Here is a 14,297-nt window from a genome sequence, read left to right as displayed (position 1 = left end):
GCGCCGATGGTACTGCAGGGGGGACCCTGTGGGAGAGTAGGACGCCGCCGAACAAACTTTAGGGAAAGGCCCACGCCGTATGGCGTGGGCCTTTCTGCGTTTTCGGGTTGTGCACAGGCCCTCTCGTAGATGAGCCTGTGATTCCTTCTCCCGATTACAGGCGCCCCGCTGTCTTCAGAGCCAGATACGCGTCTGCCAGGGAGGGCGCCAGATCTTCTGGCGTTGCGTCGACGATCGTGACGCCATGTCGGCGGAGCTGGTCTGCTGTGCGGTGGCGTTCGTTCTGGGCTTGGGCGCCTGCGGCTGCCTCGTAGACGGCTTCCGTGTTTCCGCGGGTCGTTGCCATGCGGGCGATGTGGGGGTCCGCTACTGATGCGAGGAGGACTGTGTGGCGTTGCGTGAGCTGGGAGAGGACGGGGAGCAGGCCCTCCTCGATCGGGGCTGCGTCCAGCGTGGTGAGCAGCACGATCAGGGAGTGGCGCGGTGCCGTACGGAGAGCTGTGGCCGTGAGTCCTCTCGCGTCCGTTTCGATCAGTTCCGGTTCGAGCGTTGCCATTGCGTTGACCAGGGATGGCAGGACGTCGCCTGCTGTGCGGCCCTGTACCAGGGCGCGTACGCGGCGGTCGTAGGCGAGGAGGTCTACGCGGTCGCCGGCTCGGGATGCGAGGGCGGCCAGGAGCAGGGCGGCGTCCATGGAGGCGTCGAGGCGTGGGGCGTCGCCGACTCGGCCTGCTGAGGTGCGGCCGGTGTCCAGGACGAGGAGGATGTGGCGGTCGCGTTCGGGGCGCCAGGTGCGTACCGCGACCGTGGACTGGCGGGCCGTAGCGCGCCAGTCGATGGAGCGGGTGTCGTCGCCGGGGACGTACTCGCGCAGGCTGTCGAATTCTGTGCCTTCGCCGCGGGTGAGGACGCTGGTGCGGCCGTCGAGTTCGCGCAGGCGAGCCAGCTTGGAGGGCAGGTGCTTGCGGCTGGTGAACGGGGGGAGGACCCGTACCGTCCAGGGGACTTTGTGGGTGCCCTGGCGGGAGAAGAGCCCCAGGGGGCCGTAGGAGCGGATGGTCACGCGGTCGGCCTGGCGGTCGCCTCTGCGGGTGGGGCGTAGGCGTGTGGTGATGCGGCGGCGTTCGCCGGCCGGGATGGTCGCGCGGTGGCGGGAGGCCGCGACTTCGGCGCCGGGCTCCCAGCTGCTGGGGGGCCAGGCGTCGCGGAGGTGGGCGCGGAGGGGGCGGCGGGACGGGTTCGTGATCGTGAGAGTGACGTCGGCCGTTTCGCCCAGGCGTGCGGAGGTGTCGCCGGAGCGGGTCAGGCGCAGGTGGCGTACGGGTGCCGCGAGTGCGAAGTCGCAGGCGCAGGCCGCTGCCAAGGGGGCGTTGACCGCGAGGATGCCCGTCCAGCTGGGGTCCCAGATGCCTACGGGGAGGGAGCCCAGGGCCGCCAGGAGCGCGGCGCGTCCGGTGAGTGCCATCAGCGGGGGACGGGGACGTGGGCGAGGATCGAGTTGATCACGGAGTCGGCGGTGACGCCTTCCATCTCGGCCTCGGGGCGGAGTTGTACGCGGTGGCGGAGGGTGGGCAGGGCCAGGGCCTTCACGTCGTCGGGGATGACGTAGTCGCGGCCGGTCAGCCAGGCCCAGGCGCGGGCGGTGGCGAGGAGGGCCGTGGCGCCGCGTGGCGAGACGCCCAGGGTCAGGGACGGTGATTCCCGGGTGGCTCGGCAGATGTCGACGACGTAGGCCGTGATCTCGGGGGAGATCGTTGTCTTGGCGACTGCCGCGCGTGCCGCTTCCAGGTCGGCCGGGCCCGCTACGGGGCGTACGCCGGCGGAGCGGAGGTCGCGTGGGTTGAAGCCCTCGGCGTGGCGGGTGAGGACGTTGATCTCGTCCTGGCGGGAGGGAAGCGGGATGGTGAGCTTGAGGAGGAAACGGTCCAGCTGGGCCTCGGGGAGGGGGTAGGTGCCCTCGTACTCGACCGGGTTCTGGGTGGCCGCGACCAGGAAGGGGTCCGGGAGCCGGCGAGGCGTGCCGTCGACCGTGACCTGGCGTTCCTCCATGGCTTCCAGGAGGGAGGACTGGGTCTTCGGAGGGGTGCGGTTGATCTCGTCCGCGAGGAGGAGGTTGGTGAAGACCGGGCCGGGCTGGAAGGAGAACTCGGCGGTGCGGGTGTCGTAGACGAGGGAGCCCGTCACATCGCTTGGCATGAGGTCAGGGGTGAACTGGACGCGTTTGGTGTCGAGTTCGAGTGCGGATGCGAGGGCGCGGACGAGCAACGTTTTGGCGACCCCGGGGACTCCTTCTAGTAGGACGTGTCCGCGGCAGAGGAGGGCGACGACGAGGCCGGTCACGGCGGGGTCCTGGCCGACCACGGCTTTGGCGATCTCGGCGCGCAGGGCTTCCAGGGAGGCGCGGGCGGTGCCCGGGTCCCCGGTGTTCCCGGCGTTGTCAGTGGTCGGGTCCATCATGGACGGCGTACCTCTCTTTCGAGGGCGTCGAGTTGGTCGGCGAGGGAGATGAGTGCCGCGTCGTCGCCGGGCGGCGGGCCGAAGAGGAGGGAGGGCAGGGCCTGTCCGTCTCCGTGGTTGTGGAGGTGGGCGGACAGCGCGGGGAGCAGGGCCTCGGGCGCGTGCGCCTGGGAGACGGGGACACCGACAAGGGGGGCGAGGCGCGTGCGGGTGGTGGAGCGAAGAGCGGCGGCCGCGCGGTCGCGGGCGTTCGCCTTGCGGTAGAGGCGGGCGCGGCCTTCGACGGTTTCGGAGGCGCGGATCGCCACGGGGAGTTTTTCGGGCACCAGGGGGCCCAGTCGGCGTGCCCGCCAGAGGGCGGCCAGGGCTGCGGCGATGAAGAGCTGGAGTGTGCCCCAGAGCCAGCCCGAGGGGAGCAGGTCGAAGAAGCTGCGTTCGTCGTCCTCGTCGGCGGCCGACGTGTCGGACAGCGAGGGGAGGTACCAGACCAAATGAGGGCGGGAGCCGAGGAGTTGGAGGGCGAGGGAGGCGTTGCCCTGCTCGTCGAGGCGTTCGTTGTAGAGGATGTCGGGCGCGCCGAGGACGACGGTGTCGCCGTCCCCGGTGGTCTCCGGGACGCGCAGGAGCGTGGCCAGGCGCTCGCTGGGGTAGCACTCGTCGGCGTTGAGGTGGGTCGTGGTGTAGCGGATGCCGCCGAGGTCGGCGGTGCCGGCGCGCTGGGCGGCGGGCAGGGCGCAGTCGGGGGCGAGCTCGGAGTCGAGGCTGGTGGCGGGGTCCGCGGTGACCCCGGGGACGAGGCGTTCGACGGAATAGCTGCCGGGGGCGATGAGGATGGTGCGGCCGCCGGTGCCTGTCGTGGCCGAGTGCAGCCAGGACTGTTGACCGTGTGTCAACAGGTCGGGGGCGGCGACCAGGACAGTGGTGTCGGCGGCGGACGCGGCGCGTGCCTCGTCCAGGGTGGTGACGACGCGCGTGTCCACGCCGCGGTCGGCGAGGAGTTCGGCGACGGCCCGGCTGCCCTTGGGGTCGGCGGAGCGCGGGTCGAGGGCGCCGTGCCGGGCGTCGGAGCGGATCGTGGCGATCACGACGGCAGCCGTCAGCAGGAGGACGACGGCGAGCGCGACGCCTCGCGCGCGGGTCCACAGCCGGCGTGCGGTGGGCGAGGCCGAGGTGGAGGAGAGCGTGGCCTCGGTGGTCATTCGGCGGCTCCCTGGCGGGCGCTGGGCGCCGTGCTGGGGGCGCTGCTCGCGAGTTGGGGCTTGGTGTGCTCCAGGTCGCGGTCGAGTTCCGCGATGCGCTGGTACGCCTGCTGGGTCGCGGTCCGGCCGCCGTATGTCACGTCGTCGAAGTCCCGGGCGGCGGCGCGCAGTCGGTCCGTGTGGGCGGGCAGGGAGCGGCCGGCTTCGGCGGCCGCCTCGTCCGCGGTGCGACCTGGGCGGACGTCGAGGAGTGCGCGTTCCTCCAGGGAGCGGACGATGGCGCGCATGCGCTCCTGGACAGCCTGGTTCCAGTGGCCCTGGGCGGCGTGGGCCTCGGCGGCGGCGCGGTGTTCGGCGGCGCTGCGGGGGCGGTCGTCGAACAGGGCGGCGGAGGAGGTGGGTTGGCGGCCTGGGGTGCCCAGGCGCCACCACAGGGCGCCGAGCACCGCCACGATGACCAGGATGACGACGACCAGGCCGAGCGGCCCTCCGGGCGTCACGGTCGAGGCGCTGCTGAACAGGTCCTCGACCCAGTCCCAGAAGGCGTCCAGGGCGCGCTGGAACCAGCTGGGTTCGTGCTCGTGGTACATGCCCTTGGACAGCTCGCGCCGGGCCGCCTCCCGTGCGGGGTCGCGCGGGGTCGTAAGAGGCGGTTCGTCGTCGGAGCGCGCGAGCAGCGACATGGTGGCCATGGCTGTGTCCGGCAGTGCAGACGCCGTTGTGAGAACTCCCCCCGCGAAGCCCACCCGTTCAGCTCCCCGGAGTGGTGGTGCCGTAGTTCTGGACGCCGGCCGCGCGGGCCAGTTCGAGGTCGAGGGCCTCGCGGCGGATGCGCTGGTCGATGTAGAGCAGGACGGTGACGCCGGCCGTGATCGGGAAGGTGATCATGGAGCCGATCACCGAGCCGATGCCGCTGACGATGAGGAACGTCCAGCCGAGGTCGGTGGTGCCGTCCAGGATGTTGGCGCCGGCGTCACCGCTGAGTGCGGCGGCGAGGAAGGCGAAGGGGATGACGACGATCGCCGCGACGATGTTCGCGATGATCGTGGCCAGCAGCTGGATGCCGAAGACTCGCCACCAGGAGCCACGGACCAGCTTGGCGGAGCGGCTCAGGGCCTTGACGATGCCTTGCTTCTCCAGCATCAGTGCGGGGGAGGCGAGCGAGAAGCGGAACCACAGCCACAGCGCGACGACGAAACCGCCGATGACGCCGAGGACGGTCAGCGCCACGCCTGCGCCGGAGGAGCCGGTGGCGGCCACGAGGATGCCGGGCAGGGCGCCGGCGAAGACCACGCCGAAGGTCATGAGCAGCAGCAGGAAGAGCAGGCCGAAGAGGCGCGGCACCTGCGGGCGGGCGTCGCGCCAGGCCTCGCGGGTGGTCACCGACTTGCCCAGTACCGCGCGGCTGGTGACCGTCGTCAGAAGGGCCGTCGCCACGATCGCGCCGATCATCGAGATCAGGAAGATCACGCTGGAGCTGAGCATGGCGTCGCCCATGGCGCGGGTCAGCTCGTCGAGGCTGGCGCTCGGGTCGTTGAGGGCTTCGGTGCTGGTGCGGTCGTTCAGGACGAAGCCCTGAAGGAGGATGACGAGGATCTCCGTCACGATGGCGACGGTCAGGGAGATGCCGAGGACTGTGCGCCAGTACGTGCGCATGGTGGAGACCGCGCCGTCGAGGATCTCGCCGACGCCGAGCGGGCGCAACGGAATCACGCCGGGCTTGGCCGCGGGCGGCGGTCCGCCCCAGCCGCCTCCCCAAGCGCCGTATCCGCCGGGGCCGTAACCCGGGTGGCCGCCTCCGGGGCCGCCGGGTCCGGCCGGCGGGGCGCCCCAGCCCGGGCCGGGCGGTGGGGGCGGTGGGGTCTGGCCGGGCGCCGGTGCCCCGGTCGGGGCGGACCACTCGCCGGGTGGGGGCTGCTCCTTGGACCACTTCGGGCCGGAGCCCTGTGGGTCCGCTCCCGGCTGCTGCGTGGGGTCGGGACGGTCGGCGGGCTCGGCAGGACCGGACGCGCCGGGTTCCTGTCCGTCGGACGGGGCGGATCCGGGCGAGGCCCAACCCGGAGTGTCTTTCATCGTCGCTCCTTCACGGTGCCCGTCCGCGGTTGCGGCGGCAGGTTGGCAGCCATCGTGCCATGGGGTGGTCGGATGGGTACCGGCCGCGGTATGGGCTGCGCACCTTCAATTGTCCGCCGTGCAAGGGGCAGACTGACCGTATGGCTGATCAGCACGCGCAATCCGGCGAGGACAGCAGGCCGATCGAGATTCCGGCGATCCGATGGGACGAACCACCTGAAGGCCCCGTACTGGTCCTTCTCGACCAGACGAGGCTGCCGGCCGAGGAGGTCGAGCTCGTCTGTACGGATGCGCCCGCGCTGGTGGAGGCGATCCGTTCGCTCGCCGTGCGGGGGGCGCCGCTGCTCGGGATCGCCGGGGCGTACGGCGTCGCGCTCGCCGCCGCGCGCGGCTTCGACGTGGACGCAGCCGCGGAGTCGCTGGCGGGTGCCCGGCCCACGGCGGTGAACCTCGCCCTCGGTGTGCGGCGGGCCCAGGATGCGTACCGGGCCGCGCTCGCCGGCGGTGGCGACGTGGAGCAGGCGGCTGCCGCCGCGCTCGGTGCGGCGCGGGCGCTGCACAAGGAGGACGCCGAGGCCAGCGCACGGATGGCCGAGCGCGGGTTGGCGCTGCTGGACGAGCTGTTGCCCGGTGGCGGGCACCGCATCCTTACCCACTGCAACACCGGGGCGCTGGTGTCGGGCGGGGAGGGCACGGCGTTCGCGGTGGCGCTCGCGGCTCACCGGGCCGGGCAGCTGAGGCGGCTGTGGGTGGACGAGACGCGGCCGTTGCTGCAAGGGGCGCGGCTGACGGCGTACGAGGCGGCGCGCCGGGGGATGGCGTACACGCTGCTCACGGACAACGCGGCGGGTTCGCTCTTCGCCGCCGGTGAGGTGGACGCGGTGCTGATCGGGGCGGACCGGATCGCGGCCGACGGATCGGTGGCTAACAAGGTGGGGAGTTATCCGCTTGCGGTGCTCGCGCGGTATCACCATGTGCCGTTCATCGTGGTGGCGCCGCTGACGACGGTGGATCCGGACACGTCGGAGGGGGCGTCCATCGAGGTGGAGCAGCGTCCCGGGTTCGAGGTGACGGAGTTCGCCGCGCCTCGGGTGCCCGTGGCGGGCGGGGAGCCGGGAGGCGGGATTCCGGTGGCGCCGCTGGGGACGCAGGCGTACAACCCGGCGTTCGATGTGACGCCGCCGGAGCTGGTGACGGCGATCGTCACGGAGGAAGGGGTCGTCTCGCCGGTGACGGCCGAGGGGCTGGCCGAGCTGTGCCGGGTCGCGGCAGGTGACGCGGACGTTGTGAAGTAGAGGCTGGAACCAGTCGGGCGGACAGAGTGGGGCAGACTCGCCCAAAGGTCACGCCCTGTAGTGAAAGCAAGGGCAGACAGTTGCGACCGCCTACGACTAAGGTCACTGGCCGGTGACCTATCTCACCACTGCCTTCGCCACTGTTATGAGAATGGGATGATGTCGTTTATGAAGGGACGAGTCCTTGTCGTCGACGACGACACCGCACTGGCCGAGATGCTCGGCATTGTGCTGCGTGGTGAAGGTTTTGAGCCGTCTTTCGTAGCCGACGGCGACAAGGCGCTGGCCGCATTCCGCGAGACCAAGCCTGATCTGGTGCTGCTGGACCTGATGCTGCCCGGCCGGGACGGCATCGAGGTGTGCCGTCTGATCAGGGCGGAGTCCGGAGTGCCGATCGTGATGCTCACGGCGAAGAGCGACACCGTCGATGTCGTCGTGGGCCTGGAGTCCGGCGCCGACGACTACATCGTGAAGCCGTTCAAGCCGAAGGAGCTCGTCGCCCGCATCCGGGCGCGGCTGCGGAGGTCGGAGGAGCCCGCGCCGGAGCAGCTCGCCATCGGTGACCTGGTCATCGACGTGGCCGGGCACTCCGTGAAGCGGGGCGGGCAGTCGATCGCGCTGACGCCGCTGGAGTTCGACCTGCTGGTCGCGCTGGCGCGCAAGCCGTGGCAGGTGTTCACGCGGGAGGTGCTCCTCGAGCAGGTGTGGGGCTACCGGCACGCCGCCGACACCCGGCTGGTCAACGTGCATGTACAGCGGCTGCGCTCCAAGGTCGAGAAGGACCCGGAGCGGCCGGAGATCGTCGTGACCGTCCGTGGTGTCGGCTACAAGGCAGGGCCGAGCTGACATGTCCCGGGACAGTGCCGCTGCGGCCCCCGGTTCGGCCGGGTCCCGTCCGGAGCGGCCTGTCGGCCGGAAGTCGGCGGGCTCCCGCTGGGGACGGTTTCTCGAGGGCGGGCTGCTTCAGGGCGGAGTCCAGGGCAGCCCGGTCCTTCGGCTCGTGCTGCGCTGGATGCGCCGCCCGCTGCTGCCCGTCATGCGGCTGTGGCGGCGCAACATCCAGCTCAAGGTCGTCGTCACCACGCTGCTGATGTCGCTCGGCGTCGTCCTGCTGCTGGGCTTCGTCGTCATCGGGCAGGTGCGCAACGGCCTGCTGGACGCCAAGGTGAAGGCCTCCCAGAGCCAGGCCACGGGCGGGTTCGCGGCGGCCAAGAAGAGCTCTGACGAGGCCGCGGCGGGGACCGCCGACGACGGCTCGGCGACGGGTGAGCGCTCCGAGCAGAACGTCATCCAGTGGATGAGCGACCTCGTCTCCTCACTCTCCAGCGGCGGTCAGGGCGCCTTCGACGTGGTGACCCTGCCGGCCCCCGCGGGCGGCGACACCGGTGGACGCGGGCCGCGAGCCTCCGGAGACGTCAACCCGACGGGCAGCGTGCCCGAGGATCTGCGCGAGCGGATCGACAGCAGTACGGGGGCGTTCCAGAGCTACACCCGCATCGTCTACAACCCCACCGCCGACAAGGAGTCCCAGCCGGCTCTGGTCATCGGCAAGCAGGTCAACGACCCCAACGGCGACCCGTACCAGCTGTACTACCTCTTCCCGCTCACGCAGGAGGAGAAGTCGCTGAGCCTTGTCAAGGGGACGCTGGCCACCGCCGGGCTCTTCGTCGTCGTACTCCTCGGGGCCATCGCCTGGCTCGTGGTGCGCCAGGTCGTCACGCCGGTGCGGATGGCGGCCGGGATCGCCGAGCGCCTGTCGGCCGGGCGGCTTCAGGAACGGATGAAGGTCACCGGCGAGGACGACATCGCGCGGCTCGGCGAGGCCTTCAACAAGATGGCGCAGAACCTTCAGCTGAAGATCCAGCAGCTGGAGGACCTGTCGCGGATGCAGCGGCGGTTCGTGTCCGACGTGTCGCACGAGCTGCGGACGCCGCTGACGACCGTGCGCATGGCCGCCGACGTCATCCACGAGGCGCGCGAGGACTTCGACCCGGTGACCGCGCGGTCGGCGGAGCTGCTGGCCGACCAGTTGGACCGGTTCGAGTCGCTGCTCGCCGATCTGCTGGAGATCAGCCGCTTCGACGCGGGCGCGGCGGCGCTGGAGGCGGAGCCGATCGACCTCAGGGAGGTCGTGCGGCGCGTCGTCAGCGGGGCCGAGCCGCTCGCCGAGCGCAAGGGCACGCAGATACGCGTCGTCGGTGACCAGCAGCCCATCGTCGCCGAGGCAGACGCCCGGCGGGTCGAGCGCGTGCTGCGCAACCTCGTCGTCAACGCCGTCGAGCACGGCGAGGGCAGGGACGTCGTGGTCAAGCTCGCCTCGGCGGGCGGGGCGGTCGCGGTCGCGGTGCGTGACTACGGCGTCGGACTCAAGCCCGGCGAGGCGACGCGCGTCTTCAGCCGATTCTGGCGGGCCGACCCGGCACGCGCGCGTACCACGGGCGGCACGGGTCTGGGGCTGTCCATCGCGCTGGAGGACGCGCGGCTGCACGGCGGCTGGCTCCAGGCGTGGGGCGAGCCGGGTGGCGGTTCGCAGTTCCGGCTGACGCTGCCGCGAACCGCGGACGAGCCGCTGCGGGGCTCGCCGATACCCCTGGAACCCAAGGACTCGCGGCGCAACCGAGGACTTAATGACGCCGGCCTGCCGCGCGGCGGCGAGAAGGCCGCCACGGTGCCGGCTCAGCACAATGGCGACCAGGCGGCCGCTGCGCCGTCGAGGGACCCGATAGCACCGCGCCTGGGCGCCTCCTCGGTCCCCAAGGCCGATCCGACGGCACTGCCCGGCAACGGCGCACGAGTGGTCCCCCGTCCGGCGCCGGGCGCGCGGCGCCGGGACGACGAGCCCGAGACGCAAGAGCCGTCGAGCGACAAGACCGGGCACACCGAGGAGTCGAGCAAGCATGGGGAGGCATCTCGTGGGCGCTGACCGCGAGGGGGGCGCCCGGCGCGGGCCGGGGCGCGCGGCGGCGTACGTCGCCTGTGGCGCCGTACTGCTGGCGGGGTGCGCCTCGATGCCCGACAGCGGCGATCTGCGGGGCGTGGAGTCCACGCCCCGGCAGGAGGCGCAGGTGCGGGTCTTCGCGATGCCGCCGCACGAGGACGCCTCGTCGTCGGAGATCGTGTCGGGTTTCCTGGAGGCGCTGACCAGCGACGATCCGGACTACGAGATCGCGCGCAAGTACTTGACGAAGGAGGCGTCGGACAACTGGCGGCCCCTGCTGTCCACGATGGTGCTCGCCGACGGACCGGCCGCCGACGTGGATCGGGTGGGAGGCCGGGAAGAGACCGACAACCTCTCGTACCGGCTGACCGGCGCCAAGGTCGCCACGGTCGACGCGCAGCAGTCGTACGCGCCCGCCGGCGGGGACTACAGCGAGGCGATGCACCTCACGCGGGACAAGAAGACCAAGCAGTGGCGCATCGACGTGCCGCCCCGCGGTGTCGTCATGGGCAAGTCGGACTTCCAGCGCAACTACATGTCCGTGGACAAGTACTACTTCGCCACGAACACCACGCTCGGGACCTCCCCGCACACGGCGGCCGTCGCCGACCCGGTCTTCGTGCGGCGGAACGTCGACCCCGTGACGCAGACCGTGCGCTCTCTGCTGAAGGGGCCCACCAGCTGGCTCAATCCGGTGGTCAGGTCGAGTTTCCCCACCGGTACGGCGTTGAAGGACGACGTCAACACGTTGACGACGGACGACCAGAACCGGCTGACCGTACCGCTGAACGACAAGGCCGCACGCGTCGGGCCGACCAAGTGCAACGAGATGGCGGCCCAGCTGCTGTTCACCCTTCAGAACCTCACTCCCACCGTGGACGAGGTCGTGCTGCGGGCGGGCGGCCGGCAGCTGTGTGCGCTGGCCGCGGAGGACGCGGAGGCCGTCGCCGTGCGCGGCTCCGTGGAGCGCGCCGACTATCTGTACTTCCTCGACGACAAGCACCGGCTGGTACGGCTGGCCGCGGCCACCAGCGACACGCAGCCCGACCCCGTGCCGGGAGCGCTGGGTGAGGGCGACACACAGCTGAAGTCGGTTGGGGTGTCGCGTGATGAGGACATGGCGGCCGGTGTGGGTCTCGACGGCAAGAACCTCTACGTCGGAGCGCTGGTGTCGGGCGGCCCCCTCGGTGATCCCGAGCTGACCAGTGCCGGCAAGACGGCGGAGGAACGGCTCTCGGCGCCCAGCTGGGACGCCCAGGGCGATCTGTGGATCGCCGACCGCGATCCCGGCAACTCCCGGCTGCTCCTGCTGCAGGAGGGCGTGGGCGACCCGGTGGCCGTGAACCTGCCGGCGGGGCTGGAGGGGCGCATCGAGTCCGTACGAGTGGCCGCCGACGGAGTCCGGATCGCGCTCGTGGTGAAGCAGGGGGAGAAGTCCTCGCTGCTGATCGGGCGGATCGAACGGAGCGAGGACGGCAAGGCGGGTGACCGGTCGGCCGTCTCGGTGAGCGAACTGCGGTCCGCCACGCCCGCTTTGGAGGAGGTCTCGGCCATGTCGTGGGCCGGTGACAGCCGGCTCGTCGTGGTCGGGCGGGAGAAGGGCGGTGTGCAGACCATGCGGTACGTGCAGGTCGACGGCTCCACTCCGGAAGGGCCAGCGCCCGCGGCGCTCAGCGGGGTGAAGGAGATCACCGCGTCCGAGGATGCGCGGCTGCCGCTGGTGGGCTACTCGGAGGACGGGATCGTACGGCTGCCGTCCGGGGCGCAGTGGAAGAAGGTCGTGACGGACGGGACGGCTCCGGTCTATCCGGGGTGACGTTTCGCGCGGGGCCGGCCGTCGGGGTGCGACCGCGGGGGCGGTGCGTGCGGCGCCGTTAGGAGTCGCGGCGGTGAGTGTGGCGGAGCCGCGGCGGTGAGTGTGGCGGCCGCTTTCGGCCGGAGTGGGACTCCGGCCGAAAGCGGCCGTTTTCCTTGTCGGGCGGTATTCGGTGGCATTCGGTGCCAGTCCGCGGCATTCGGCGGCCTGGGAATCTCGCGCGGCTCCGGTCCGGCACGGGAATGGGCTTCCGCGTATGGGCCGGGAGTTTTCCACAGGGAGTTATCCACAGGGGTGGTCGGTCGGCGCGGGCGTTGGCACAGTGGTGGGCATGCGGGGGTGGTGGCAGGACCTCACCGATCTGGTGCTGCCGGCCGAGTGCGGAGGCTGTGGGAGGCCTCGCACGGTGCTCTGCCCGGAGTGCCGTGACGTCCTGAGCGGGACCGCACCGAGCCGGGTGCGACCGGCGCCGGAGCCGTCCGGGCTGCCGGTCGTGCACGCGGCGGCCAGGTACGAGGACGAGGCGAGGGCCGTGCTGCTGGCCCACAAGGAACGCGGCGCTCTTGCACTGGCGGCGCCGCTCGGGACGGCTCTGGCCGGAGCTGTGCGGACGGGTCTCCAGGAGGTCTGTGCGGCCGGTGCCGGTGTCTCCGAGCGGGCTGTACCGTCTCTGGGCTCTCTGGGCTCTCTGGGCTCTCTGGGCTCTCTGGGCTCCCTGGGCTCCCGGGATTCCCTGGGCTCTCTGGCGCGGGCCCAGGGGGCGGGGCGGTTGCCCGAGGGCGCTGGTGTGACTGTGCTGCTCGTGCCTGTTCCGTCGGCACGGGGTGCCGTGCGGGCGCGCGGGCATGATCCGGCGCGGCGGATCGCGCTCGCGGCGGCCGGTGAGCTGCGGCGGGCCGGGACGCCGACCCGGGTGCTCGCCGTGCTGCGGCAGGGGCGGGCGGTGGCCGATCAGTCGGGGCTCAACTCCCGGCAGCGGCTGGACAATCTCGGGGGCGCGCTGACGGTCGCTCCCGGGGGAGGCCGGCTGCTCACGGGTGGTGGTCCGGTCGTGCTCGTCGACGACCTGATGACGACGGGTGCGTCCCTGGCGGAGGCGGCGCGGGCCTTGCGGGCGGCGATGGCAGCGGGGGCCGGCTCGCGTGGGCCGGGGCGGATGGAGCCGTCCGGCGTGGATCTGGAGTCGTGCGCAACGGTGAGGGAGGTGGACACGTATGGATGGGGGACCGCGGAGCCCGCAAGGTGTGGTGACGGGGCAACCGCCGTGTATCGAGCGGGAAGTCGGGAAAGCACAGGAGAACGGAAGGCCGGATCGACGGAGGGCGCTGTGCGGCGGACGCGTGACGTGCCGGGAATCATGGGGACCGGACGGCCTGATGACCTGATCTGCGCTGCCGTGGTCGCTGCACCTCCGGATTCTTTCGAAATAAACCGGAACTGACTGAGAACTTGCATCGTTGCAGGTAACGAGAGGGTCAATTCACCTGAACGGAGGTACGCCGCAGTAGAGGGTGACGACATCCGTCCGGGCGAGATATGTTCGGTTGTGAGGGAAAGGCGCAGGCCATCCCCGTCATATCCGAATGCCGTGCCGCGGGTTTTGCGCAATCGGCCGCGGCCATGGGGTGGAGATCTTGCCCATGGGGGAGGAGGAGGTGGAAGTCACCGAGTCCGAGGCTCCGGGGTCCCCGGAGCCTGGTGCAAAAGGGAGATGCTCCGCCGATGGAGCGGGGCGATCCGGGAACGGAGTTCTGCGTGGACATCGTCGTCAAAGGCCGCAAGACCGAGGTGCCCGAGCGGTTCCGCAAGCACGTGGCCGAGAAGCTGAAGCTGGAGAAGATCCAGAGGCTCGATGCCAAGGTGATCAGCCTCGACGTCGAGGTGTCCAAGGAGCCCAACCCGCGACAGGCCGACCGCAGCGACCGAGTGGAGATCACGCTCCGCTCCCGCGGTCCGGTGATCCGGGCGGAGGCAGCGGCCAGCGACCCGTACGCGGCACTCGATCTGGCTGCGGAGAAGTTGGATGCGCGGCTGCGCAAGCAGCACGACAAGCGTTTCTCGCGCCGAGGGTCACGCCGGCTCACGGCGGCCGAGGTTCCCGACCACGTTCCGGGCGCGGCGACGCTCAACGGCAACGGCCACACCTTCCAGGAAGAAGAGCCGGACGGAGTTCCCACCAAGAAGATCGGCTCGCTCGAGGTGAAGGGCGAAGGGCCCCTCGTCGTACGCGAGAAGACGCACGTCGCCTCCCCGATGACCCTCGACCAGGCTCTCTACGAGATGGAGCTGGTCGGGCACGACTTCTACCTCTTCGTCGACTCCGAGACGAAGGAACCGAGTGTCGTCTACCGGCGGCACGCCTATGACTACGGGGTCATCCACCTCAACACGGATCCGATGGTCACCCAGGCGCAATCTCCCGCGGCTGGTGGCACGCTGGGCGGCTGACCCACCCGGCTGACAGCTGAGCCGGTGCCCCTGGAGCGCATGTGCGCCCCCAGGGGCACCGGTGTGCGACC

General features: G+C 71.2%; 11 protein-coding genes. 6 read left to right on the top strand and 5 right to left on the bottom strand.

Annotated elements, in window-relative coordinates; translation table 11 throughout:
- Window positions 1–154: 154 nt before the first annotated feature.
- From ACFPQ9_RS27410 to ACFPQ9_RS27390, 5 genes are read right to left on the bottom strand one after another with little or no spacing between them, the layout of a single operon-like run.
- Window positions 155–1,465: a DUF58 domain-containing protein gene (locus tag ACFPQ9_RS27410; protein WP_380858600.1), complete on the bottom strand. Its 1,311-nt coding sequence runs from the start codon at window positions 1,463–1,465 to the stop codon at window positions 155–157.
- Window positions 1,465–2,454 carry an AAA family ATPase gene (locus ACFPQ9_RS27405; RefSeq protein WP_380858597.1) on the bottom strand — a complete coding sequence of 330 codons (990 nt, stop codon included), beginning with the start codon at window positions 2,452–2,454 and terminating at the stop codon, window positions 1,465–1,467. The genes ACFPQ9_RS27410 and ACFPQ9_RS27405 overlap by 1 nt, the downstream gene beginning before the upstream one ends.
- Window positions 2,454–3,656: a DUF4350 domain-containing protein gene (locus tag ACFPQ9_RS27400; protein ID WP_380858594.1), complete on the bottom strand. Its 1,203-nt coding sequence runs from the start codon at window positions 3,654–3,656 to the stop codon at window positions 2,454–2,456. Before ACFPQ9_RS27400 ends, ACFPQ9_RS27405 begins: the two co-directional genes overlap by 1 nt.
- Window positions 3,653–4,348, bottom strand: coding sequence for a DUF4129 domain-containing protein (locus ACFPQ9_RS27395; RefSeq protein WP_380858591.1), 696 nt, complete (start codon window positions 4,346–4,348; stop codon window positions 3,653–3,655). The genes ACFPQ9_RS27400 and ACFPQ9_RS27395 overlap by 4 nt, the downstream gene beginning before the upstream one ends.
- Window positions 4,349–4,406: 58 nt before the next feature.
- The gene (locus ACFPQ9_RS27390; protein ID WP_380858588.1) at window positions 4,407–5,729 is read right to left on the bottom strand and encodes a DUF7847 domain-containing protein; all 1,323 of its coding nucleotides are present in this window, start codon (window positions 5,727–5,729) and stop codon (window positions 4,407–4,409) included.
- A 140-nt stretch (window positions 5,730–5,869) separates the two neighbouring features.
- Here ACFPQ9_RS27390 and mtnA point away from each other — a divergent pair, with 140 nt between their 5' ends.
- The 6 genes from mtnA to hpf all read left to right on the top strand — a co-directional run bounded on the left by mtnA (window position 5,870) and on the right by hpf (window position 14,226).
- Window positions 5,870–7,024: an S-methyl-5-thioribose-1-phosphate isomerase gene (gene mtnA, locus ACFPQ9_RS27385; protein ID WP_380858585.1), complete on the top strand. Its 1,155-nt coding sequence runs from the start codon at window positions 5,870–5,872 to the stop codon at window positions 7,022–7,024.
- A gap of 156 nt (window positions 7,025–7,180) precedes the next feature.
- Window positions 7,181–7,870: a two-component system response regulator MtrA gene (gene mtrA / locus ACFPQ9_RS27380; protein WP_380858582.1), complete on the top strand. Its 690-nt coding sequence runs from the start codon at window positions 7,181–7,183 to the stop codon at window positions 7,868–7,870.
- A gap of 1 nt (window position 7,871) precedes the next feature.
- A complete protein-coding gene (gene mtrB, locus ACFPQ9_RS27375; protein ID WP_380858579.1) occupies window positions 7,872–9,947 on the top strand; it encodes an MtrAB system histidine kinase MtrB in 2,076 nt (691 codons plus the stop codon).
- Window positions 9,937–11,778: an LpqB family beta-propeller domain-containing protein gene (locus ACFPQ9_RS27370; protein WP_380858714.1), complete on the top strand. Its 1,842-nt coding sequence runs from the start codon at window positions 9,937–9,939 to the stop codon at window positions 11,776–11,778. The genes mtrB and ACFPQ9_RS27370 overlap by 11 nt, the downstream gene beginning before the upstream one ends.
- A gap of 331 nt (window positions 11,779–12,109) precedes the next feature.
- The gene (locus ACFPQ9_RS27365) at window positions 12,110–13,219 is read left to right on the top strand and encodes a ComF family protein (protein WP_380858575.1); all 1,110 of its coding nucleotides are present in this window, start codon (window positions 12,110–12,112) and stop codon (window positions 13,217–13,219) included.
- 314 nt (window positions 13,220–13,533) lie between these two features.
- A complete protein-coding gene (gene hpf / locus ACFPQ9_RS27360; RefSeq protein WP_371127647.1) occupies window positions 13,534–14,226 on the top strand; it encodes a ribosome hibernation-promoting factor, HPF/YfiA family in 693 nt (230 codons plus the stop codon).
- Window positions 14,227–14,297: the final 71 nt, after the last annotated feature.

Origin of the sequence: Streptomyces coerulescens, assembly GCF_042657965.1 — a bacterium.
GTDB classification, from domain to species: domain Bacteria; phylum Actinomycetota; class Actinomycetes; order Streptomycetales; family Streptomycetaceae; genus Streptomyces; species Streptomyces coerulescens.
This window is presented reverse-complemented; position numbering and strand designations above follow the sequence as displayed.

Coding starts and splice junctions, on each gene's coding strand:
- ACFPQ9_RS27365 (WP_380858575.1), top strand. CDS start 12,110: ATGCGGGGGTGGTGGCAGGACCTCACCGATCTGGTGCTGCCGGCCGAG.
- ACFPQ9_RS27405 (WP_380858597.1), bottom strand. CDS start 2,454: ATGGACCCGACCACTGACAACGCCGGGAACACCGGGGACCCGGGCACC.
- ACFPQ9_RS27390 (WP_380858588.1), bottom strand. CDS start 5,729: ATGAAAGACACTCCGGGTTGGGCCTCGCCCGGATCCGCCCCGTCCGAC.
- mtrA (WP_380858582.1), top strand. CDS start 7,181: ATGATGTCGTTTATGAAGGGACGAGTCCTTGTCGTCGACGACGACACC.
- ACFPQ9_RS27395 (WP_380858591.1), bottom strand. CDS start 4,348: ATGGCCACCATGTCGCTGCTCGCGCGCTCCGACGACGAACCGCCTCTT.
- ACFPQ9_RS27400 (WP_380858594.1), bottom strand. CDS start 3,656: ATGACCACCGAGGCCACGCTCTCCTCCACCTCGGCCTCGCCCACCGCA.
- ACFPQ9_RS27410 (WP_380858600.1), bottom strand. CDS start 1,465: ATGGCACTCACCGGACGCGCCGCGCTCCTGGCGGCCCTGGGCTCCCTC.
- mtrB (WP_380858579.1), top strand. CDS start 7,872: ATGTCCCGGGACAGTGCCGCTGCGGCCCCCGGTTCGGCCGGGTCCCGT.
- mtnA (WP_380858585.1), top strand. CDS start 5,870: ATGGCTGATCAGCACGCGCAATCCGGCGAGGACAGCAGGCCGATCGAG.